This window comes from Methylobacterium sp. Leaf104, from assembly GCF_001422885.1.
Lineage (GTDB): Bacteria > Pseudomonadota > Alphaproteobacteria > Rhizobiales > Beijerinckiaceae > Methylobacterium.
Genome location: NZ_LMMZ01000041.1, coordinates 173,091 through 193,757 on the forward strand (window position 1 = coordinate 173,091; position 20,667 = coordinate 193,757).

Consider the following 20,667-nt stretch of genomic DNA (forward strand, 5'->3'; position numbering starts at 1 on the left):
GCCGAAAGACGGTTGGCCCTCATCCGCCCTTCGCGAGTATCGATGGGGCAACAGGACGATGGCCGAAGACCATCGCCGACACATCCCGCAGGAATCGTTCATGCCGGAGGAATCGTTCATGGCCGGACCGCTCGCCGGAATCCGCGTTCTCGAACTCGGACAGCTCATCGCCGCCCCCTTCGCCGCCCGCCTGATGGCGGAATTCGGCGCCGAGGTGATCAAGGTCGAGGCGCCGGGGGAGGGCGATCCCCTGCGCAAGTGGCGCAAGCTGCACGAGGGCACCTCGCTCTGGTGGTACCTCCAGTCCCGCAACAAGAAGTCCATCGCCGTCGACCTGAAATCGCCGGAGGGCGCCGATGTGGTGCGCGCCCTGGCCACCAGCGCCGACGTGGTGATCGAGAACTTCCGGCCCGGGGGCCTGGAGAAGCTCGGGCTCGGCTGGGCGGACCTCTCCGCCCTCAACCCCAACCTCGTCATGGTCCGCATCTCCGGCTACGGCCAGACCGGACCCTACCGCGACCGTCCGGGCTTCGGCGCCATCGGCGAGGCGATGGGCGGCCTGCGCTTCACCACCGGCGACCCGGACAGCCCGCCGGCCCGCGTCGGCGTCAGCATCGGCGACACCCTGGCCTCCCTGCACGGCGTCATCGGGGCGCTGATGTCGCTCCTCCACGTCAAGACCGCCGGCGGCAAGGGCCAGGTCATCGACGTCTCCCTGGTGGAGAGCGTGTTCAACGTCATGGAGAGCCTCGTCCCCGAATACGACCTCCTCGGCGAGGTCCGCACCCGGACGGGCGGCGCCCTGCCGGGCATCACGCCCTCGAACACCTACCCGACCCAGGACGGCGGCTACGTCGTCATCGCGGGCAACAGCGACCCGATCTTCCGGCGCCTGATGCAGGCGATCGGCCGGCCCGACCTCGCCGACGACCCGGCCCTGCGCAGCAACGACGGCCGCTCGGCCCAGGCCGCGAGGCTCGACGCGGCCATCGCGGCGTGGTCGGGGTCGCGCAGCATCGCGGAGGCGCTGGCGGCCCTCGAGGCGGCGCAGGTCCCGGCCGGGCGGATCTACTCGGTGGCCGACATCGTCGCCGACCCGCACTATCAGGCCCGCGACATGATCCTGGCGACCGAGCTGCCCGGCGGCACCGCGGTGAAGATGCCCGGCATCGTGCCCAAGCTCTCCGGCACGCCCGGTGAGGTGCGCTGGTCCGGACCGGCGCTCGGCGCCCATACCGACGCCGTGCTGGCGGATCTGGGCTACGACGCGGCGGCGATCGCGGCCCTGCGGAACACGGGAGCAGTGGCATGAGCCCCCCCGTGAACGGGAGCCTGGGCGACGCGGCGCCCCTGATCGTCCAGGAGGTCGCGCCCCGCGACGGCCTGCAGATCGAGCCCGCCTTCGTCGCGACCGCCGACAAGGTCGCGCTGATCGACGCCCTCTCGGCCGCGGGCTTCAGCCGGATCGAGGCGACCTCGTTCGTCTCGCCCAAGGCGGTCCCGGCCCTGCGCGACGCCGCCGAGGTGCTGGCGCGGATCACGCGGCGGCCGGGCACGCTCTACGTCGCCCTGGTGCCGAATCTGAAGGGTGCCGAGCGGGCGCTCGCGGCCCGCGCCGACGAGCTCAACCTCGTGATGTCGGCGAGCGAGACCCACAACCGCGCCAATATGGGCCTGACCCGCGAGGCTTCCCTCGACGCCTTCGCCCGCATCGTCGCGGCGGCCGAAGGCACCGGGGTGCGCCTCAACGCCACCGTGGCCACCGCCTTCGGCTGCCCCTTCGAGGGCGCGCAGCCGCCGGAGCGGGTCCTCGGCATCGTCGAGCGCTACCGCGCCCTGGGGGTCGAGGGCATCACCCTGGCCGACACCACCGGGATGGCCAATCCGTGCCAGGTCGGCGCCCTCGTGGCCCGCGCCCTCCAGATCGTCCCCGCGGAGGCGCTGACGCTCCATTTCCACAACACCCGCGGCCTCGGCCTCGCCAACGTGCTGGCGGCGCGGGCGGCCGGCGCCCTTCGCTTCGACGCAGCCCTCGGCGGCCTCGGGGGCTGCCCCTTCGCCCCGGGTGCCACCGGCAACATCTGCACCGAGGACCTCGTGAGCATGGCCCACGAGATGGGCATTCCCACCAGCCTCGACCTCGACGCGCTGATCGCCCTCTCGCGCGGGCTGCCCGCCCTCGTCGGCCATCCCGTGCCGGGGCAGGTGGCCCAGGCCGGCCGCCCCGGCGAGCTCCACCCGCCGCCGCCCGGGATCGCGGCCTGACGCTCGGCCCCGGCCCGAGGTCGCCCGAACACAAGAGACCGCCCGAATCTGCAAGATCGCCCGGCCAAGGGCGGCGCGCCCCATCGAGACGCCTCCAGGGAGAGACCCCATGACCCTCGCCGCCCCGGCCGCCCTCGGCGTGCCCGCAGAGACCAGCGAAGCCGCCACCTACCGGAAGATCGCCTGGCGGCTGATGCCGCTGATCATGGTCTGCTACCTGTTCGCCTTCTTCGACCGCATCAACATCAGCTTCGCCAAGTTCCAGCTCCAGAGCGACCTCGGCTTCAGCAACACCGCCTACGGCCTCGGCGCGAGCCTGTTCGTGGTCGGCTACGTCATCTTCGAGGTACCCTCGAACCTGATCCTGTACCGGGTCGGCGCCCGGCGCTGGATCGCCCGGATCATGATCTCCTGGGGGCTCGCCACCGCCGCCATGGTGTTCATCACCCAGGAATGGCACTTCTACGCCCTGCGCTTCCTGATCGGCGCCATGGAGGCGGGCTTCGCCCCCGGCATCCTCTACTACCTCACCCTGTGGTTCCCGGCCTCGCGGCGGGGGCGCATCACCTCGATGCTGTTCGTGGCCTCGGCCTTCTCGGGCATCTTCGGCGCCCCGTTCTCGGGTCTGATCCTGACCTCGCTCAACGGCGTCGCGGGACTGGCCGGCTGGCAATGGCTGTTCCTCGCCGGCGGCCTGCCCTGCCTGCTCCTCGGTGCCCTGGTGATGAGCCGCTTCGACGACCGCGTCACCGATGCCCGCTGGCTCACCGAATCCGAGAAGACCCTGGTGGCGAGCCAGATCGCCGAGGCCAATCGCGGCATCGGCGACCACTCGCTCCTGGGTGCCATCCGCAGCCCCGGCTTCCTCAAGGTCGGGCTGATCTACTTCCTGCTCCAGATCGGCTCCTACGGCCTGAACTTCTGGGGGCCGGACCTGATCCGCACCGCGAGCGGCGCCAGCACCGGGACGGTCGGGCTCCTGGCGGCCTTGCCCTACATCTGCGGGGCGATCAGCATGGTGGTGATCGGGCGGCTGTCCGACGCCTCCGGCAACCGGCCGAAATTCGTGGCCGGCCTCGCCATCGCGGCGGCGCTGGGCTTCTTCGGCGCCGGCCTGTTCGACCGGCAGATCGTGCCGCTGATGCTGGCTCTCTGCCTGGTCGGGACCGGGATCGTCGCCTCGATCCCCACCTTCTGGACCCTGCCGCCGAAGCTGGTCACCGGCGTCGGCGCCGCCGGCGGCATCGCCCTCATCAACACCCTCGGGCAGTTCGGCGGCATCGTCAGCCCGGTGATGGTGGGCTGGGTGAAGGATCTGACCGGATCGACCACCCCGGCCATCTGGGTGATCGCCGGCCTGTGCCTGACCGCCGCCGCGATCAGCCTGTTCGCCCTGCCGGCCCAGCTGCGCCGCAGCGACCGCATCGACTGACCCGTCCGGGTGCCCCTGGTCGGGAGCGCCCCGCCTCGCCTCAGGCGTGGGGGAGGGGCAGGGCGGCCTCGTCCGTCGCACCGACGAAGCGGCCGAAGACCCGGCCGAGGACGGCTCCGAGGCTGTCCATCAGCAGGAACACCGCCGGCACGAAGACCAGCGAGAGCAGGGTCGAGACGATCAGGCCCGAGATCACCGCCACCGCCATCGGCGCCCGGAACTCGCCGCCGACGCCGAGCGCCATGGCCGAGGGCACCATGCCGGCCGCCATGGCGATGGTGGTCATCACGATGGGCCGCGCCCGCTTGCGGCCCGCATCCACGATGGCGGTGACCCGGTCGACGCCGCGGGCCATCTCCTCGACGGCGAAGTCCACCAGCATGATGGCGTTCTTCGTCACTAGCCCCATCAGCATCAGATGCCGATCACCACCGGCATCGAGATCGGCATGTTNGCCCGCTTGCGGCCCGCATCCACGATGGCGGTGACCCGGTCGACGCCGCGGGCCATCTCCTCGACGGCGAAGTCCACCAGCATGATGGCGTTCTTCGTCACTAGCCCCATCAGCATCAGGATGCCGATCACCACCGGCATCGAGATCGGCATGTTCAGGATCAGCAGGCCGAGGATCGCGCCGCCGATGGAGAGCGGCAGCGAGAACAGGATGGTGAGCGGCTGCAGGAACGAGCCGAACAGCAGCACCAGCACGGCGTAGACCATCATGATCCCGGCCCCCATCGCCATGAGGAAGCCGGAGAACACCTCGGCCATCACCTCGGCGTCGCCCGTCTGCCGGATGGTGACGCCCGGCGGCAGATTCTTCGCGGTCGGGGTCTCCAGCGCCTGAGCGATGAGGGAGCCGAGCGCGTCGGAGCCCTCCATGTTGGCCTCCACGGCCACGCGCACCACGCGATCGTAGCGCTCGATGGCGCCGGGTCCCTGGTCGAGCTCGATGTCGGCGACGGCCGCGAGCGGCACGGCGGCGCCGTTCTTGGCCGGCACCTTGAGGTTCTCGAGGCGCGAGACCGCGCCCCGCGCACTCTCGGGCAGCTGCACCCGGATCGGCACCTGGCGGTCGGGCGCGTTGAACTTCGCGAGATTCAGGCCGATGTCGCCGATGGTGCCGACCCGCACGGTCTCGGCGATGGCGTCGGTGGAGACGCCGAGATCGGCGGCGGCAGCCTCCTTCGGCCGGATGCGGACCTCGGTGCGGTTGAGGGGGGCCGTCGACATCACGGAGACGAGGTGGGGAATCGCCACCATGTCGCGCTGGAGCCGGGCGGCGACCTCCGTGACCACGTCGATGTCGGGGCCGCCGACGACGAGGGCGAGGTCGCGCTGGCCGCCGTCGCGCAGCGTCCAGGAGCGGATGTCTGGCTCCGCCGCGAGCAGGCCGGCGATCTCGGTCTCGATGGCGGCCTGCTTGCGGCCGCGCTGGCTCTTCGGCGTCAGGTTGACGATGAGGGTGGCGAGCCGGGTCTCCTTCTTGCCGCCGGCCTGCCGGCCGCCATCGACGAAGACCGAGACCACCTCGGGCAGGGCCCGGATGCGGGCCACCACCCGGTCGGACACCGCCACAGTGTCGGGGAGCCGGGCGCCCGGCGCGAGCTCGACCATGAACAGCGTGCGGGCATTGTCCTGCTTGGGCACGAACCCAGAGGGCAGCAGGCCGGTGGAGGCGAGCGAGCCGGCGAACAGCGCGAGGCCCACGATCAGCGTGACGACGCGGTGGCGCACCGACCAGCCGACGAGGCGGCCATAGGCGCGCATCACCGGCCCCTCGCGCGCCTCGGCATGGCCGTGGTCGCGCAGGAAGTAGGCCGCCAGCATCGGGGTGATCAGGCGCGCCACCAGGAGCGACATGAACACCGAGACCGCGATGGTCAGACCGAACTGCATGAAGTAGCGGCCCGCGATGCCGCCCATGAACGAGACCGGCGCGAACACCGCGATCAGGGTCGCGGTGATGGCGATGACGGCGAGCCCGATCTCGTCGGCGCCCTCAATGGAGGCGCGGTAGGGCGACTTGCCGAGCCGCATGTGGCGGACGATGTTCTCGATCTCCACGATGGCGTCGTCGACGAGGATGCCCGTCACCAGCGTGATGGCGAGCAGGCTGATCCCGTTGAGGGTGAAGCCCATGGCGTCCATCGCCCAGAAGGTCGGGAAGACCGAGAGCGGGAGAGCGATGGCGGCGATCAGCGTCGCGCGCCAGTCGCGCAGGAACAGGAACACCACCAGCACGGCGAGCGCCGCCCCCTCGATCAGGGTGTGCATCGCCGAATCGTAGGAGCCGATGGTGGCTGCCACCGAGGAGTCGATGGTCTCGAACCGGATGTCGGGATAGGCGGTCTTGAACTCGGCGATCCGCTTCTCGACGCCGGCGGCGACCTCGGCATCGCTGGCGCCGGAGCCGCGCGAGACCGCGAAGGCCACCACCGGCTCGCCGTTGAAGCGCGCGAAGGTGCGCGGCTCCTCGATGGAATCCTCCAGGGTCGCCAGCTCGTCGAGGCGGACCTTGCGGCCACCGGAGAGCACGATGGAGGTGGCCTTGAGGTCGCGCAGCGAGCGCGAGGCGGCCAGCGTCCGAATCGACTGCTCGCGGCCGCCGACCTCGCCGCGCCCGCCCGCCATGTCGGCGGAGGTCAGGCGCAGCTGCCGGTTCACGTCGGCCGCGGTGACGCCCAGTGCCAGCAGGCGGTCGGGGAGCAGGGTGACGCGCATCTCGCGGGCGACGCCGCCGACCCGCTCGACGCCGCCGACGCCCTTCACGCCCTGGAGGGAGCGCGCGACCTTGTCCTCCACGAACCAGGACAATTCGGCCGGCGTCATGCCGGGCGACTTCACGCCGTAGATCAGGATCGGCAGGCCGGTGATCTCGACGCGCTGGATCACCGGCTCGTCGATGGTGCGGGGCAGGTTGATGCGGATCTTCGAGACCGCGTCCTTGACGTCGTTGACGGCCCGGTCGGTGTTCACCTCCAGGCGGAACTCCACCGTGGTGACGGAGGAGCCTTCCGTGATCGCCGAGGTGATGTGCTTGACCCCGCGCACGCCGGCGATCGAATCCTCGACCCACTTCGTGACCTGGGTCTGGAGCTCGGCGGGAGCCGACCCGCTCTGCGTGATCGTCACCGAGACGATCGGCACGTCGACATTGGGCATCCGCGTGACCGCGAGGCTGCGGAAGCTGACGAGGCCGAGCACGATCAGCACCAGGAACAGCACGAGGGGCGCGATCGGGTGGCGGATCGCCCAGGCGGAGATGTTCAGGCGCATGCGGCGACTCGGTGAAGTCTTGTTCTCGGGAGGCGAGGCGGCACCCGGTCAGGGCGTGCCGGCCTCGGCGGTCTCGCGCGGGGAGGGCGCGGCGGCCACGGCCGGCTCGGGCACGGCCAAAGCCACGGGGCGGACCCGGTCGCCGTCGCGCAGGAAGCTGCCGGCGCGGGCCACCACGCGCTCGCCGTCGGTGAGCCCGGCGCGGATCTCGATGTCGTCGTCGTCGGACAGGCCGGTGCGGACCTCGCGGGCCTCGACCACGTCGTCGGCGACCACGAGGACGGAGCTGCGCCTGCCCCCGCCGTAGAGCACGGAGGCCTGCGGCACGGTCACGCCGCGGGTGCGGGCGAGCTCGACGGCGCCCCGCGCGAAGGTGCCGATGCGCAGGCGTGGGTCCGACTCCAGGCGGATGCGGACCTTGCCGAGGCGGGTCGCGCGGTCGACCTCCGGATAGACGGTCCGTACGCTGCCGGCCAGGCGAACGCCGTCGCCGAGGTCGATCCAGGCCGGGGCGTTCTCGCGCAGCTGCGGCAGCTTGGTCTCGATGACCTCGCCCTCCAGCTCGATCTCGCCCCGGGCGATCAGGCGGAACAGGGGCTCGGCCGAGGCCGAGGCGGCCAGACCCACCCGGGCGGTGCGGCGGCTGACGACGCCGGCCTCCGGCGCGCGGATCTCGGTGCGGGCGAGACGCAGGTTCAGTTCCTCCAGGACGGCCCGGGCCTGGGCGAGGTCGGCCCGGGCGATGCGCAGGCCGTTGCGGGCGAAGGCGAGCTTGCCCTCGGCCTGGCGCAGACTGGCGGTGCGGCCCTCCATGACGGCCGCGGTGGCGTTTCCGGTCTTCAGGAGCTGCTGGGCCCGCTCATAGGAGAGGCGCGCCTCGGTCTCGGCGGCCTCCGCCTGCTCGATGCTGCTCTGGGCCTGGGGCACGGCGGCCTCGGCCTTCTCCACCAGCGCCGCCTGCTGGGCGAGCTGGCGGTCGATCAGGTCGCGCGAGAGGCGGGCGAGCACCTGGCCGCGGGCCACCCGCGCGCCTTCCTCGACCAGCACCTCGGTGACCCGGTAGCCCTCGATCTCGGGCGTCACCAGGATCTCGTCGCGCGGGACCAGGGTGCCGGTGACGACCACCGACTCGACGATCTCCCGCCGCTTGGCATCGACCACGCTGATCGTCGGCACGAGGCTGGCCTTCGCCGGCTGGCCGGCGCCGGCCGGCGGCTGGGGCGAGCCGGCGAGGGTGGCGGAGGCCGGCAGCGCCAGGGCGAGCAGGGCGAGGCCGAGGCGGGCGGCGATCATGGGCGGGGTTCCGTGGCGAAGTGGGGCGCGCGGCCGGCGAGCCCGGCCTCGATCAGGGCCTGGAGCTGCGCCACGGCGGATCCCGTGTCGAAGTCGGGCAGGATGGCCCGGCTCAGGACGATGCCCTTCAGTTGCGGCGCCAGCAGGGCGTAGAGGGCAACCGGATCGCAATCGGGTGCGGTGGCGAGGTCGGCGAAGGTCTCCTCGAACCAGGCCCGGGCCTCCGCCTCGGTCTCCGCCGTCAGGGCGGCGATGGCCGGGTTGCGGGTACCCTCGGACCAGATTTCGAGGCGCAGCACCGCCGCCTCCCGGGTCAGGGCGCCGAAATACTGCCCGAGCACGCCGAACAGGGCGCCGCGCCGGTCGCCCTCCTGCTGAAGGCGCGTCACCAGCTGGGCGCCGCTGATCCGCTCGCGCTCGACGAGGCCGAGGACCAGCGCCTCCTTGGAGCGGAAGTAATGGTAGAAGTTGCCTGCCGTCATGCCGGCCTCTCGGGCGAGGTCCTGCATCGTGGTGCGGTGGAACCCGTTGCGCACGAAGCAGGCCCAGGCGGCGTCGAGGATCTGTTCCCGGCGCGCGGCCTGGCTGGCGCGGGCATCGACGAGGGTGCCGATCGGCGCCGCCATGGTCAGGAGACCTTGCGGTCCGCCGCCGGCGCGACCACCCGGCAGGCGGCGACCGAGGCGTCGGCACCGGCGCAGAGTCGGGCCTGCCAGCCCACCGCGCCGTTGCCGGTCCAGGCGATCAGGGCGGCCCAGCCGAGCACCAGAACGGCCCCGAGCAGCAGCTGCTCCGGCGCGACGAACGCCCGTACCTTCCGGACCAGCGCCTGAACCGGAACAGTCTCGTACGTCCGCTGCATGGCAACCTCCCACCGACCCTGTCGTTGTATTGAACGCTCATTCACTGGTCAATGAGCGTTCATTTTGGATGTGCCGAAGGGCACGGCGATGCGGCCTTGCGGTCACGGGCCGAGCTCCCGGCGCAGGCCGCCGTGTCAACGTGAAGCAAGCCGGAACCGGAACGGGGATGCGACGCGCGGGTTCGAGCAGACCCCCGCGGAGGATCCCGGTCGGCCCGGTTCGGACATACGCGACGCGCACGGACTGTCCGTGCCGGCACGCCCGGCCCCGGCCGGAACCGTCCGCTCACCATCCGAGGTCGCCCGCGCCGTGCTGAAGCCTTTTCCCCGCGAGGGCGGTGCCGTCGCCCGCACCGACGGATACCTCCCGATCGAGGGCTACGCGGCCATCGGCGAGGGCCGCTCGGTGGCGCTCTCGGGCGCCGACGGCTCCATCGACTGGTGGTGCTGCCCCAACCTCGATTCGCCGCCGCTGTTCGACCGCCTGCTCAGCCCGGAGGAGGGCGGCTACTTCGCGATCACGCCGGAGGAACCCTTCACGGCCGAGATCGGCTACCGCGACGGCAGCAACGTCCACGAGACCGTCTTCACCACGAAGACCGGGCGGGCACGCCTCACCGAGAGCCTGAACAGCGGCCCGGCGGGGCGCCTGCCCTGGGCGGAACTCGCCCGCCGGATCGAGGGCCTGGAGGGCCACGTGCGCTTCCGGGTTTCGCTGGTCTTCGGCACGCGGGGCGACACGGCGGCCCCCTACCTGTCCGGCAACAGCAACGGCACCGCCTTCCACGTCGCCGGCATGATGGGGCTGTTCCGCACCAGCGACGGCATCCGGATCGAGACGGAGAACGACCACGCCATCGCGGGCTTCGTCGAGGTCCGGGCGGGCCAGCGGGAGATCGTCGCCATCGTGGCGGCCGAGGACCAGCCCCTGGTGGTGGCACCGATCGACGAGATCGACGGGCGCATCGACGTGTCGTGCCAGGAATGGCGGGACTGGACCGAGCGTCTCGCCTATCGAGGCCGCTACGCCGAGCCCGTCGAGCGCAGCGCCCTGGCGCTGAAGCTGCTGCTCTACTCGCCCACCGGCGCCATCGCGGCGGCGGCCACGAGCTCCCTGCCCGAGGGCATCGGCGGCTCCAAGAACTACGATTACCGCTACGCCTGGATCCGCGATGCCGGCTACGTCATCAAGGCCTTCCTGCGCCTCGGCGCGCAGGCCGAGGCCAACGCGGCCCTGTCCTGGCTGATGCGCCACATCGGCGAGCACGGGGCACAGGTGCTCTACACCCTCGACGGCGGGTGCGTGCCCGGCGAGCGGGACATCGACCTGCCGGGCTATCGCGGCTCGCGCCCCGTGCGCACCGGCAACGCCGCCACGAGCCAGCACCAGCACGGCATCTACGGCGACATCTTCGAGACCGCCGAGCGCTTCGTCGCCGACGGCAACATGCTCGACCTGCGCACCGGGACGCTGCTCGCCCGGCTCGCCGACCAATGCGCCGAATCCTGGAAGCTCAAGGACGCGGGCATCTGGGAGCTTCCGGATGCCGAGCACTATACGGGCTCCAAGATCAGCTGCTGGCAGGCGCTGGCCCGGGCGGTGGAACTCGCCGATGGCGGACACCTGCCGGGCACGTGCCGCGAGCGCTGGGCCCGCGCCCGCGACCGGGTCGCGGAGTGGATCGACCGGAACTGCTGGTCGGAGGCGAAGCAGTCCTACGTGATGCATCCCGGCACCGAGAAGCTCGACGCCTCCCTGGCGCTGGCCGTGCGCTTCCGGTTCGGCAATCCCGAGCGCCTCGCGGCCACCTGCCGGGCCATCGACCGGGAGCTGGGGCGCGGCCCCTACCACTACCGCTACACGGGCGCCGAGGCGGAGGAGGGCTGCTTCCTCGCCTGCACGTTCTGGCTCGTGGAGGCCAAGGCTCTTCTCGGTGAGCCGGAGGAGGCGCAGGCGGCGTTCGAGGCCCTGGTGAAGGCGCTCGACCGGAATTCCGGCACCTATTCGGAGATGGCCGACCCGGTGACCGGCGCCTATCTCGGCAACCTGCCGCAGGGCCTGACCCACCTCGCCCTGATCCAGGCCGCCGCCACCCTGTCGGGCCTCAGCCTCTGAGGCTGCGGCATTCGGCGGGAGCATCGGTCGCAGATCCGACCCCCACCCTGCCGCGTTGCCGGAGACCACAACAGGAGACGGCAGCATGGCCAAGGCCACGGACAAGACGACGGACGTGACGACCTACACCCTCAAGCAGGCCCTGGCGGCCCGGGTCGACGATCACGTGGAGATCGCGGTCGAGGCCGAGGACGGCACCCGGTTCAAGATCCGGGCGACCTCCGACCAGCTCGATGCCCTCACGGGCGACCTCGAGACCATCCTTGAGGCCGACGACGCGGACGCCTGACGACGTCCGGGACCCGCCGCCCGGCGGGTCCCTTCCGCGCGAAGACAACCGCCGAAGACAAGCACCGAAGACAAGCACCGAAGACAAGCACCGAAGACAAGCACCGAAGACAGCCCCGGAAGGCCCTCAAGCCGATGACCATCGATCCCCGCGACGCCGGCCCGCGGCCGCCCTTCCCTGGCGACCAGCAGCAGGAGCGGCCGGGCCTGACCTCGCGGATGCGTCCGGCCCCCGACCACGGCGAGACGAGCTACGTCGGCAAAGGGCTGCTCACCGACCGGGTCGCCCTGGTGACCGGCGGCGATTCCGGCATCGGCCGGGCGGTGGCCATCGCGTATGCCCGCGAGGGCGCCGACGTGGCGATCTCGTATCTGCCGGTCGAGCAGTCCGATGCCGAGGACACCGCCGAATGGGTGCGCAGGGCGGGCCGGCGCGTCCTGCTCCTGCCCGGCGACCTGCGCGACCCGGCCCATTGCCGCGACCTCGTCGCGCGGACCGTGTCCGAACTCGGCGGCCTCGACATCCTCGTGAACAACGCCGCCGCGCAGGTGGTCAACGAGGATCTCGACGACGTGACGCCGGAGGACCTCGAGGGGTCGTTCCGCGCGAACGTCTTCGCGATGCTCTACCTCGCCCAGGCCGCCGTGCCGCACATGAAGCCGGGCTCCGCCATCGTGAACTCCACGAGCCAGCAGGCCAAGGTCGCCGACAAGACCATGCTGGTCTACGCCTCCACCAAGGGCGCCATCGCGAGCCTGACCATCGGCCTGTCCAACCTGCTGGCGCCCAAGGGCATCCGGGCGAACTGCGTCGCCCCTGGCCCGGTCTGGACCCCGATCCAGCCCATCGTGAAGAGCCCCGAGCAGATCGAGTCCCTCGGCGCGGACACGCCGCTGGGCCGTGCCGGCCAGCCGGCCGAACTCGCCCCCGCCTACGTGCTCCTCGCCTCGCGCGAGGGCAGCTACATGACCGGGGCGCTGGTGCCGGTCACGGGCGGGACGCCGATGTATTGATGAAACCCACGCCCGTGGCCGGGGCAACAGCCTCGACCCACCGCCGCTGAGACGTGCCGATCGCTTAGCGCCCAGCTTTCAGGAACGCCTCGGCGCTGCGCAGGCTCAACGCCATGATCGTCAGGGCCGGGTTGGCGGCGAGCGAGCTCGGGAAGGTCGAGCCGTCGCAGACCCAGAGGTTCGGGACCTCGAAGGTTCGGCCGTACGGATCGACCACCGCGGTCTCGCCGTCGCGGCCCATGCGGCAGGTGCCGATGGTATGGGCGACGCGCTCCAGGGTCCAGAGGTCCGTGGCCCCGGCCGCCTCCCAGACCCGGTTCAGGAACTGGGTCGCGTGGGCGTTGAGGCGTTCCTCGTTCCGGCTGTAGCCGAAGCTGATCGCGGCCTTGCGCATGCCCAGTGCATCGACCTCGTCGGAGAGCGTCAGCACGTTGGCGTCGCAGGGCAGGGTCTCGCCGTTGATGCCGATGCCGGCCATGTGGTTGTAGCGGGCGAGCTGGTCGGCCAGGGCCCGGCCCCAGAGCTTGCGGCCCCGCGCCAGGGAATTGGCGAAGGTGAGCGGCACCACGCCGAGGCTCTGGACGAGGTAGCCGCCGGCGAAGTCCGCGTCGGCCGGCCGGATCATGTCCTCGGTGATCAGCGAGGAGGGATAGCCCTTGTTCATCCGCATCTCGGGCTCGAAGGTGCCCCAGACCTGGGTCGCGACGTGCCCCATGTAGTTGCGCCCGACCTGGCCGCTGCCGTTGGCGAGGTCGAGATGCAGCAGGAGGCGCGCGGATTCCACCGAGCCGGCGCAGAGGAAGACGTTGCGGCAGGGCTGGCGATGGTCGATGCCGCCCTGGCGGTAGATAATCGCCGTCACCCGGCCGTCCTTCGCGCGCTCGATGCCGTGGACCCGGGCCTCGGCCCGGATCTCGGCCCCGTGATGGACGGCGAGGGGCAGGTAGGTGACGTCCATGCTGGTCTTGGCGCCGGTGCGGCAACCCTGGTGGCAGTAGCCGCAATTGATGCAGCCGGGCCGGGTCGGACCGTGCTCCTGGGCGAAGGCGCGCGAGACCACCGCCGCTGGCGCGTCGGCGAAGCGCACGCCGAGGGTCGCGCAGGCGCTCGCCATGGCCTGGGCCGGGGCGTTGCGGGCGACGGGACCCAAGGGATAGGCGCGGGTCTCGTCCCAAGGATAGGCGGCCGGGCCGGAGACACCGATGAAGGCCTCGACGCGCTCGTAGAACGGCAGCAGCTCGGCATAGTCCAGGGGCCAGTCGACGCCCTCGCCGGTCTCGCTGTGGAGGCGCAGGTCCCGGGCGTCGGCCCGGGGCGTGAAGGCGCCCCAGTGCAGGGTCGAGCCACCGACGCCGGTGCCGCTGTTGTTGCCGCCGAAGGCCTCGGGCGTCGAGCCGCCGCTGAGCCGCTCCTCGGTCCAGTAGATCTCGTCGGCCAGGGTCTCGTCGAAGGCGAATCCCTTCGGGTCGAAGTTCGGCCCCGCCTCCAGGGCGACGCAGGAGAGGCCCGCCTGGGCGAGGCGCGCCAGCAGCGGCGCGCCGCCGGCACCGGTGCCGATCACCACCGCGTCGACCGTCTCGGAGGTTGCGTGGCGACGCATCGCATCGAGGTTCATCGGGCGGTCTCCACGGGGCCGTTCGGTTCCCAGGCCTCGCGTCGGCCGATGCCGACCGCGTGGAAGCCGGGCAGGGGGTCGGTGTCGCCGCCGGCGCCGATGCCGCTGAAGTTCATGCGGGCCAATGCGACGGGGTGGGCGAGGTAGGTGCGGGCCACGTCCGCGCGCAGGTCCTCGAACCAGAAGCCCATCTGCTCCGCGTCGAGGTCGCCGGAGACCGCACCGCTCTCCAGGCTTCCGAGCATCGCCTCCTGCGCCTCGGCCGCGAGGGCGACGAAGGGCGCGTCGTGCGCGGCGCGGGCGGCGGCGTCCAGGGTCCTGAGGGCACGCCGGTAGGCTTCCGGGTCGGGGGGAAGCCGGGCGAAGCGCCAGCCGTCCCCAGCCCCGCTCGCCAGGCGCGCGTCGATGCGGGCCGCCAAATCGATGGTCCCTGCGCCGTCCTGCGGCAGCACCCGGGCGCAGGCGGCCCGCAGGATGGCGAGGCCGACGGGGTCGAGGGCTCGGGGCTGGTAGGCCGGGTCGTCCGGCTCGGCCCGCTGCAGCAGGGCCTTGCGCAGGCGGGCGTTCACGCGGTCCGACCGGATCAGGGCGGCATAGGCGTCCGGGAGCGAGGGGGCCTCGGCCCCCGTCGCGACCGCTCCGGACGCGAGGTTCCGCACCGCCTCGGCCACCGCTTCGGGGCGCTCCAGGGGAATGAGGTGCCCGGTCCCGGCCAGGGGCACGAGGCGGTGATAAGCGAGATGCGGCGCCGTCAGCGCGGCCTGGGCCGCCGGGCCGAGATCGGCATCGTCGGTCCCCGCCAAGATGATCGCGGGGCTGCGCAGCACGCCGATCTGGGCGCACCAATCCTCGCGGCTGCCCGAGGTGAGCCAGAGCGTCCAGGCCGCGGGGCCGGCGCGCAGGACATCCGCCACCGTCCGGGCCATCCGATCTGGGTCGAGGGGCGCGGCGACGTTCGCGGTGACGAAGGCCTCGGCCTCCCGCTGCCGGGTCGCGGGATCGGCGTCGATCCAGGCGATCATGGCGGCGCGCCTGTCCTCGGCCATGGGCTCGGGGGAGGGCGGCGAGCCCGCCATGAGCACAAGTCCAGCCAGGCCTCCGAGGCCCGGCGCACCGTCCTCCGCCTGGCGGGCGACCGCCAGGGCGACCTTGGCGCCCATGCTGTTGCCGGCCAGCATCCACCGGTCCGGCGCATCGACACGGATCCGGGCGGCCACGCCGTCGGCCATCGCGGCGACGTCCCGTCCGGGACCAGCGCCGTCCGCGCCGAAGCCGGGCAGGTCGAGGGCGACGCAGGTCACCGCGTCCGCGAGGTGTTGCGACACCATCTCGAAAGTCCCGGCACTGCCGCCGAGGTAATGTAGGCAATATAAGACCGGGCGGTCGGATGATTTGATCGGCATAGGCTCGAAAGAGCGCGCCGCGTCGTCTCTTCAAGTCAGCGGGGACGCGGCGTTCGGCAGCAGCCCGGGGGCGGAACGAACGCCTGCGCGGCTTGCGCGTCCGTCAGCGGGGCGCGGAGGCCTGCAGAGCCGCGAAGACGCGCAGGCTCGCCTCGAGATCGGCCGTACCGACCTCTGCGAAGACCTCGGCGCGCAGCCGGGCGAGGTCGCCCTCCATGCGGGCGACCACGGCCGTGCCGGCGGGCGTCAGGCTGAGCACCTTCGCCCGGCGGTCGGTCGGATCCTCGCGGCGGATCGCGAGGCCGGCCTCGCAGAGCTGGTCGAGGAGGCGCACCAGCGACGGGCCCTCGATGCCGACGGCCTCCGCGAGGGCGTTCTGGCGCGGGGCGCCGTCGAGGCGGGCGATCATGATCAGCGGAACCGCCGTGGCGTCCGAGAGGCCGTGCGCCTCCATCACGGCGTTGGCGGCGCGGCGCCAGTGCCGACCCGTCAGCAGCAGCGTGTGCGTGTAGGCGAGGCGGAGCTGATCCAGGCTCCGGACAGGCGGCAATTCGGCAGGCGGCGGGTCCGCGGGCGGTTTTCGGGGCGACACGCACGAGGCTCCTGCGAGCACCGGCGCCGGGGCGGCCCGGTTCTCTTTTCGTTTGCGTATTATTAGGATGCAAGCCGTTTGATCGCAAGCGGACATCGTCGTATCAGGGCACCAGCACACGTCTCGTCGTCCGGCTGCACCCGGCGGCCCGCGCCGTGGCTGGCGCCGCACCGGCCCTTGATTGATCCGACGAGACGTAAGTAAGGACTGACGATGAGCGCCCCCGACGACCTCTCCTTCGCCACGCAGCCGCATGCCTCGCCCATCCCGCCGGAGCGTCGGGCCGAGCTCCTCGTCGATCCCGGTTTCGGGCGGGTGTTCACCGACCACATGGTGACGATCCGCTACGTCGAGGGGCGCGGCTGGCACGATGCCCGCGTCGAGGCGCGCGCGCCGATCTCCCTCGATCCGGCGGCGGCGGTGCTGCACTACGCCCAGGAGATCTTCGAGGGGCTGAAGGCCTACCGCACCGCCGATGGCGGCGCCGCCCTGTTCCGGCCGGAGGCCAACGCCCTGCGCTTCCGCCGTTCGGCCGAGCGCCTGGCGATGCCGCCCCTGCCCGACGCCGTCTTCGTCGAATCGGTCAAGCAGCTGGTCAGCGCGGATCGCGACTGGATCCCGTCGAGCGAGGGCGGCAGCCTGTACCTGCGCCCCTTCATGATCGCCAGCGAGGTGTTCCTCGGGGTCAAGCCGTCCTCGGAATACCTCTATCTCGTCATCGCCTCGGCGGTGGGCGCCTACTTCAAGGGCGGCTCCGAGACCGTGACGGTCTGGGTCTCGCAGGACCAGACCCGCGCGGCGCCCGGCGGCACCGGGGCGGCCAAGTGCGGCGGCAACTACGCCGCCAGCCTGCGCGCGCAAGCCGCGGCCGTGGAGCATGGCTGCGCCCAGGTGGTGTTCCTCGACGCGATCGAGCGCCGCTGGGTCGAGGAGCTCGGCGGCATGAACATCTTCTTCGTCTTCGACGACGGCTCGATGGTCACCCCGCCGCTGAGCGACACCATCCTGTCGGGCATCACCCGCGACTCGATCCTGACCCTGGCCCGTGCCGACGGCATCGCCGTCGCGGAGCGCCCCTATTCCATCGACGACTGGAAGGCGGACGCCGGCAGCGGACGCCTGCGCGAGGTCTTCGCCTGCGGCACCGCCGCGGTGATCACCCCCGTGGGCACGGTGCGCAGCGCGGATGGCGAGTTCTCGGTCTCGGACAACGTCGCCGGTCCGGTGACGAAGCGCCTGCGCTCGGCCCTCGTGGACATCCAGCGCGGCAACGCCCCCGATCCCCACGGCTGGGTCACGCGGGTCTACTGAGCCGGCCGCGTTCCGAAGCCCGGTTCAGGCGAGCCAGGGCCGGGCCGCGAGGTGCCGGGCCTGGAACGCCCGGATCGCGTCCGCGTGGTCGAGGGTGGCGCCGATCGCGTCGAGGCCGCGGACGAGGTGATCCTTGCGCCGGGCCGGAATGTCGAAGCGCTGCACCGCGCCGTCCGCGGTGGTGATGGTCTGGGCCGGCAGGTCGATCGTCATGCGGTTGGCGCCGGGGTCCGCCGCCCGGGCCGCGAGTTCGGCGAGGGGTCCGGGCGCCAGCTCGATCAGCAGCAGGCCGTTATTGGCGGCGTTGTCGGCGAAGATGCCGGCGAAGCTGGTGCCGATGACCGCGCGGATGCCGCCCTGGAGCAGGCCCCAGACCGCGTGCTCGCGCGACGAGCCGCAGCCGAAATTCGGGCCGACCACGAGGATGCGCGCGCCCTGCCATTCGGGCCGATTGAGGACGAAGTCCGGGCGTGGCTGCCCCGGACCGACGTAGCGCAGGTCGTGGAAGGTGGCCTCGCCCAGGCCCTCCCGGTCGATGCCCTTGAGGAACTGCTTGGGCATGATGACATCGGTGTCGATGTTGGCGCCGGGCAGGCCGGCGGCCGGACCCGCGACGATCGTGAAGGGCTGCATGGTCAGGTCTCCGGCACGAGGCGGTTTTCCGGCGCGAAGCGGCGGCTGTCGGTGAGGTGGCCGGCGATGGCCGCGGCCGCCACCATGGCGGGGCTCATCAGGTGGGTGCGCCCGCCCGCGCCCTGGCGGCCTTCGAAGTTGCGGTTGGTGCTGGAGGCGCAGCGCTCGCCCGGCGCCAGCACGTCGTCGTTCATGGCCAGGCACATCGAGCAACCGGATTGGCGCCACTCGAAGCCGGCGTCGAGGAAGACCCGGTCGAGGCCCTCCGCCTCCGCGGCCCGGCGCACGCTGGAGGAGCCGGGCACCACCATGGCCTGGACCCCCTGCGCGACCCGCCGGCCGCGCACGAGGGCGGCGGCCTCGCGCAGGTCGGAGAGCCGGGCGTTGGTGCAGGAGCCGATGAAGGCGCGCTGGATCGGGATGGCCGCGAGGGGCGTGCCCGGCGCGAGATCCATGTAGGCCAGCGCCCGGACCATGTCCCGGCGCCGGGCCGGATCGGGCTCGGCCGCCGGATCGGGCACGCGCCCGTTGACCGGACCCGCCTGGTCGGGGCTGGTGCCCCAGGTCACCATGGGCTCGATCGCGGCGGCGTCGAGGGCGACCTCCCGGTCGAACACGGCCGCGTCGTCGCTGCGCAGGGTCAGCCAATGGGCCGCGGCAGCCTCCCAGAGGGCGCCCTTCGGCGCGCGGGGCTTGTCCGCCAAGTAGTCGAGCACGGTCCGGTCGGGGGTCATGACGACGCCGCGGGCGCCGCACTCCACCGCCATGTTGCAGATCGTCATGCGCCCCTCGACGGACAGGGCCTCGATCGCGGGACCGGCGAACTCGACGGCGTAGCCCGTCGCCCCGTCGGCGCCGATCTGGCGGATCAGGGCCATGACCACGTCCTTGGCGGTGACGCCCGGCGCCAGGATGCCCGAGACCGTGACCCGCAGGGTCTTCATCCGGCGGTACACCAGGGTCTGGGTGGCGAGGTAGTGCTCGATGTCCGAGGTGCCGATGCCGAAGCCCAGCGCGCCGAGCGCCCCGTAGGTGGTGGTGTGGCTGTCGCCCGCCGCCACGATCATGCCGGGCTGCACGAAGCCCTGCTCGGGGGCGACCACGTGCTCGATGCCCTGGAGCGGGTGCAGCACGTCGAGGAGTTCGATCCCGAAATCCCGGCAGTTGGCGTCGAAGTATTCGACCTGCCGCGCCCCGCCGGGATCCGGCATGGCGGCGACGCGCTGCTCGGCCGTGGGATTGACGTGGTCGACCACCGCCAGGGCGGCCTCCGGCCGCCAGACCCGGCGCCCGGCGGCGCGCAGGCCGCTGAAGGCCTGGGGGCTGGTGTACTCGTTGAGCACGGTGCGGTCGATGTAGAGGAGGACGCTGGCACCGGGGCCTTCGGCGGCGTCGAGACGGCGCACGGTGTGGGCGTCCACAAGCTTGTCGTAGAGGGTGCGGGCCTGCATCGATCGGCTCTCGGCTACGCGGAAAAGGTGCCCCAAAATTGAACCCGATCCCGGACCGGGAGGCCAATGCCGATGCGGCATCAGGTGATGCCGTGCCGCTCGGCCGGTTGACCCTCCGCCGGCCCCCTCGCATTCTGCAGCCCTCCGGCAAGGCCCGAGACCCGAACCCCTGAGAGCGCACACGCGATGGATTCCGCCTGGCTGGAGGATTTCCTGGCCCTGGTCGATGGCGGCCACTTCTCCCGGGCCGCGGAGCAGCGCGGCATCACCCAGCCGGCCTTCAGCCGCCGGGTCCGGGCCCTGGAGGATTGGGTCGGCGGCCCGCTCTTCGACCGCGACAGCCAGCCCGTGACCCTGACCCCGGCGGGCCTGCGCTTCCGCCCGGTGGCGGAGGAGACCCTGCGCCGGCTCTACCAGGGCCGGGAAGCCGCCCGCGCGGCCGGGCGCGCGGCCGCCGAGACCCTGCGCTTCGCCGCGACCCAGGCCCTGTCACTGACCTTCTTCCCGCCCTGGCTGCGGGCCTTGGAGGCACGCGAATCCTTCAGCGCCACCGTGCATCTCACCGCGGCCCACATGGCCGCCTGCGAGCAGGTGATGCTGCGCGGCGAGGCGCAGTTCCTGCTCTGCCACCACCATCCGGCCGCGGCGAGCTTCCTGATGTCGGAGCCGTTCCGGAGCCTGCCCGTCGGCACCGACCATCTCCTGCCGGTGAGCGCGCCGGTCCCCGGCGCGGCGACGCCGCTGTTCTCCCCGTCGGAGACCTCCGGCACCCCGGTTCCGCTCCTCGGCTTCAGCGGCGAGTCCGGGATCGGGCGCATCCTGGCGGCCACGCGGGCGGTGGAGGAGAGCGGCGCGCGGCTCGGCCCGAGCTTCACCTCCCACCTCGCCTCGGTGCTGGTGGCCATGGCCCGCGACGGACGAGGTCTCGCCTGGGCGCCGATGAGCCTGGTAGCCGACGACCTCGCCCGCGGCACCCTGGTGCGGGCCGCGGGCCCCGAGCGGGACATCGCCATCGAGATCCGGCTCTACCGCGCCCGGGCCCGGCAGAGCCCGCCGGCCGAACGCCTCTGGGCGGCGGTGGCGGGCGGGTCCGGCACCGCCGGAGGATAGGGA

At 72.2% G+C, this 20,667-nt stretch carries 16 protein-coding genes and 2 pseudogenes; 8 read left to right on the forward strand and 10 right to left on the reverse strand.

Going from position 1 to position 20,667, the window contains the following annotated elements; genetic code table 11:
- Positions 1-118 precede the first annotated feature (118 nt).
- From ASF49_RS22655 to ASF49_RS22665, 3 genes are all read left to right on the forward strand, one after another.
- The gene (locus ASF49_RS22655) at positions 119-1,312 is read left to right on the forward strand and encodes a CaiB/BaiF CoA transferase family protein (protein ID WP_056478221.1); all 1,194 of its coding nucleotides are present in this window, start codon (positions 119-121) and stop codon (positions 1,310-1,312) included.
- Positions 1,309-2,265, forward strand: coding sequence for a hydroxymethylglutaryl-CoA lyase (locus ASF49_RS22660; protein WP_056478142.1), 957 nt, complete (start codon positions 1,309-1,311; stop codon positions 2,263-2,265). Before ASF49_RS22655 ends, ASF49_RS22660 begins: the two co-directional genes overlap by 4 nt.
- A gap of 109 nt (positions 2,266-2,374) precedes the next feature.
- Positions 2,375-3,697 (forward strand): MFS transporter, encoded by a 1,323-nt coding sequence (locus ASF49_RS22665; protein WP_056478144.1) that lies wholly within the window; start codon positions 2,375-2,377, stop codon positions 3,695-3,697.
- A gap of 40 nt (positions 3,698-3,737) precedes the next feature.
- Here the strand turns inward: ASF49_RS22665 and ASF49_RS22670 are convergent.
- From ASF49_RS22670 to ASF49_RS24030, 5 genes and pseudogenes are all read right to left on the reverse strand, one after another.
- Positions 3,738-4,150 (reverse strand): annotated as a pseudogene (locus tag ASF49_RS22670) (efflux RND transporter permease subunit); the annotation flags it as partial.
- Between the two features lies 1 nt (position 4,151).
- Positions 4,152-6,976 (reverse strand): annotated as a pseudogene (locus ASF49_RS22675) (efflux RND transporter permease subunit); the annotation flags it as partial.
- A gap of 48 nt (positions 6,977-7,024) precedes the next feature.
- Entirely contained in the window at positions 7,025-8,269 is a 1,245-nt protein-coding gene (locus tag ASF49_RS22680) for an efflux RND transporter periplasmic adaptor subunit (RefSeq protein ID WP_056478148.1), read from the reverse strand.
- A complete protein-coding gene (locus ASF49_RS22685) occupies positions 8,266-8,895 on the reverse strand; it encodes a TetR/AcrR family transcriptional regulator (protein ID WP_056478151.1) in 630 nt (209 codons plus the stop codon). The genes ASF49_RS22680 and ASF49_RS22685 overlap by 4 nt, the downstream gene beginning before the upstream one ends.
- Before the next feature lie 2 nt (positions 8,896-8,897).
- Positions 8,898-9,131, reverse strand: coding sequence for a hypothetical protein (locus tag ASF49_RS24030; RefSeq protein ID WP_056478153.1), 234 nt, complete (start codon positions 9,129-9,131; stop codon positions 8,898-8,900).
- A gap of 250 nt (positions 9,132-9,381) precedes the next feature.
- On the opposite strand from ASF49_RS24030, the gene ASF49_RS22695 reads away from it, so the two are divergent.
- The 3 genes from ASF49_RS22695 (at position 9,382) to ASF49_RS22705 (ending at position 12,549) form a co-directional block, all read left to right on the forward strand.
- The gene (locus tag ASF49_RS22695) at positions 9,382-11,247 is read left to right on the forward strand and encodes a glycoside hydrolase family 15 protein (protein WP_243214743.1); all 1,866 of its coding nucleotides are present in this window, start codon (positions 9,382-9,384) and stop codon (positions 11,245-11,247) included.
- Between the two features lie 85 nt (positions 11,248-11,332).
- Complete coding sequence (locus tag ASF49_RS22700; RefSeq protein WP_056478157.1) at positions 11,333-11,536, forward strand: hypothetical protein; 204 nt, start codon at positions 11,333-11,335, stop codon at positions 11,534-11,536.
- A 134-nt stretch (positions 11,537-11,670) separates the two neighbouring features.
- Positions 11,671-12,549, forward strand: coding sequence for an SDR family oxidoreductase (locus tag ASF49_RS22705; RefSeq protein ID WP_056478159.1), 879 nt, complete (start codon positions 11,671-11,673; stop codon positions 12,547-12,549).
- 64 nt (positions 12,550-12,613) lie between these two features.
- Here the strand turns inward: ASF49_RS22705 and ASF49_RS22710 are convergent, their stop codons facing one another.
- The 3 genes from ASF49_RS22710 to ASF49_RS24305 form a co-directional block, all read right to left on the reverse strand.
- The gene (locus ASF49_RS22710; protein ID WP_056478161.1) at positions 12,614-14,164 is read right to left on the reverse strand and encodes a GMC family oxidoreductase; all 1,551 of its coding nucleotides are present in this window, start codon (positions 14,162-14,164) and stop codon (positions 12,614-12,616) included.
- Positions 14,161-15,567, reverse strand: coding sequence for an alpha/beta hydrolase (locus ASF49_RS22715; RefSeq protein WP_056478163.1), 1,407 nt, complete (start codon positions 15,565-15,567; stop codon positions 14,161-14,163). The genes ASF49_RS22710 and ASF49_RS22715 overlap by 4 nt, the downstream gene beginning before the upstream one ends.
- A gap of 103 nt (positions 15,568-15,670) precedes the next feature.
- Positions 15,671-16,159, reverse strand: a complete 489-nt coding sequence (locus tag ASF49_RS24305) for a MarR family winged helix-turn-helix transcriptional regulator (protein WP_243214741.1) — start codon at positions 16,157-16,159, stop codon at positions 15,671-15,673.
- A gap of 213 nt (positions 16,160-16,372) precedes the next feature.
- Here ASF49_RS24305 and ASF49_RS22725 point away from each other — a divergent pair, with 213 nt between their 5' ends.
- Positions 16,373-17,470: a branched-chain amino acid aminotransferase gene (locus tag ASF49_RS22725; RefSeq protein WP_056478165.1), complete on the forward strand. Its 1,098-nt coding sequence runs from the start codon at positions 16,373-16,375 to the stop codon at positions 17,468-17,470.
- Positions 17,471-17,494: 24 nt separating this feature from the next.
- On the opposite strand, the gene leuD is transcribed toward ASF49_RS22725, so the two are convergent.
- Complete coding sequence (leuD, locus tag ASF49_RS22730) at positions 17,495-18,103, reverse strand: 3-isopropylmalate dehydratase small subunit (protein WP_056478167.1); 609 nt, start codon at positions 18,101-18,103, stop codon at positions 17,495-17,497.
- 2 nt (positions 18,104-18,105) lie between these two features.
- Positions 18,106-19,554, reverse strand: a complete 1,449-nt coding sequence (gene leuC, locus ASF49_RS22735) for a 3-isopropylmalate dehydratase large subunit (RefSeq protein WP_056478169.1) — start codon at positions 19,552-19,554, stop codon at positions 18,106-18,108.
- Between the two features lie 186 nt (positions 19,555-19,740).
- Here leuC and ASF49_RS22740 point away from each other — a divergent pair, with 186 nt between their 5' ends.
- Complete coding sequence (locus tag ASF49_RS22740; RefSeq protein WP_056478172.1) at positions 19,741-20,664, forward strand: LysR family transcriptional regulator; 924 nt, start codon at positions 19,741-19,743, stop codon at positions 20,662-20,664.
- Positions 20,665-20,667 lie beyond the last annotated feature (3 nt).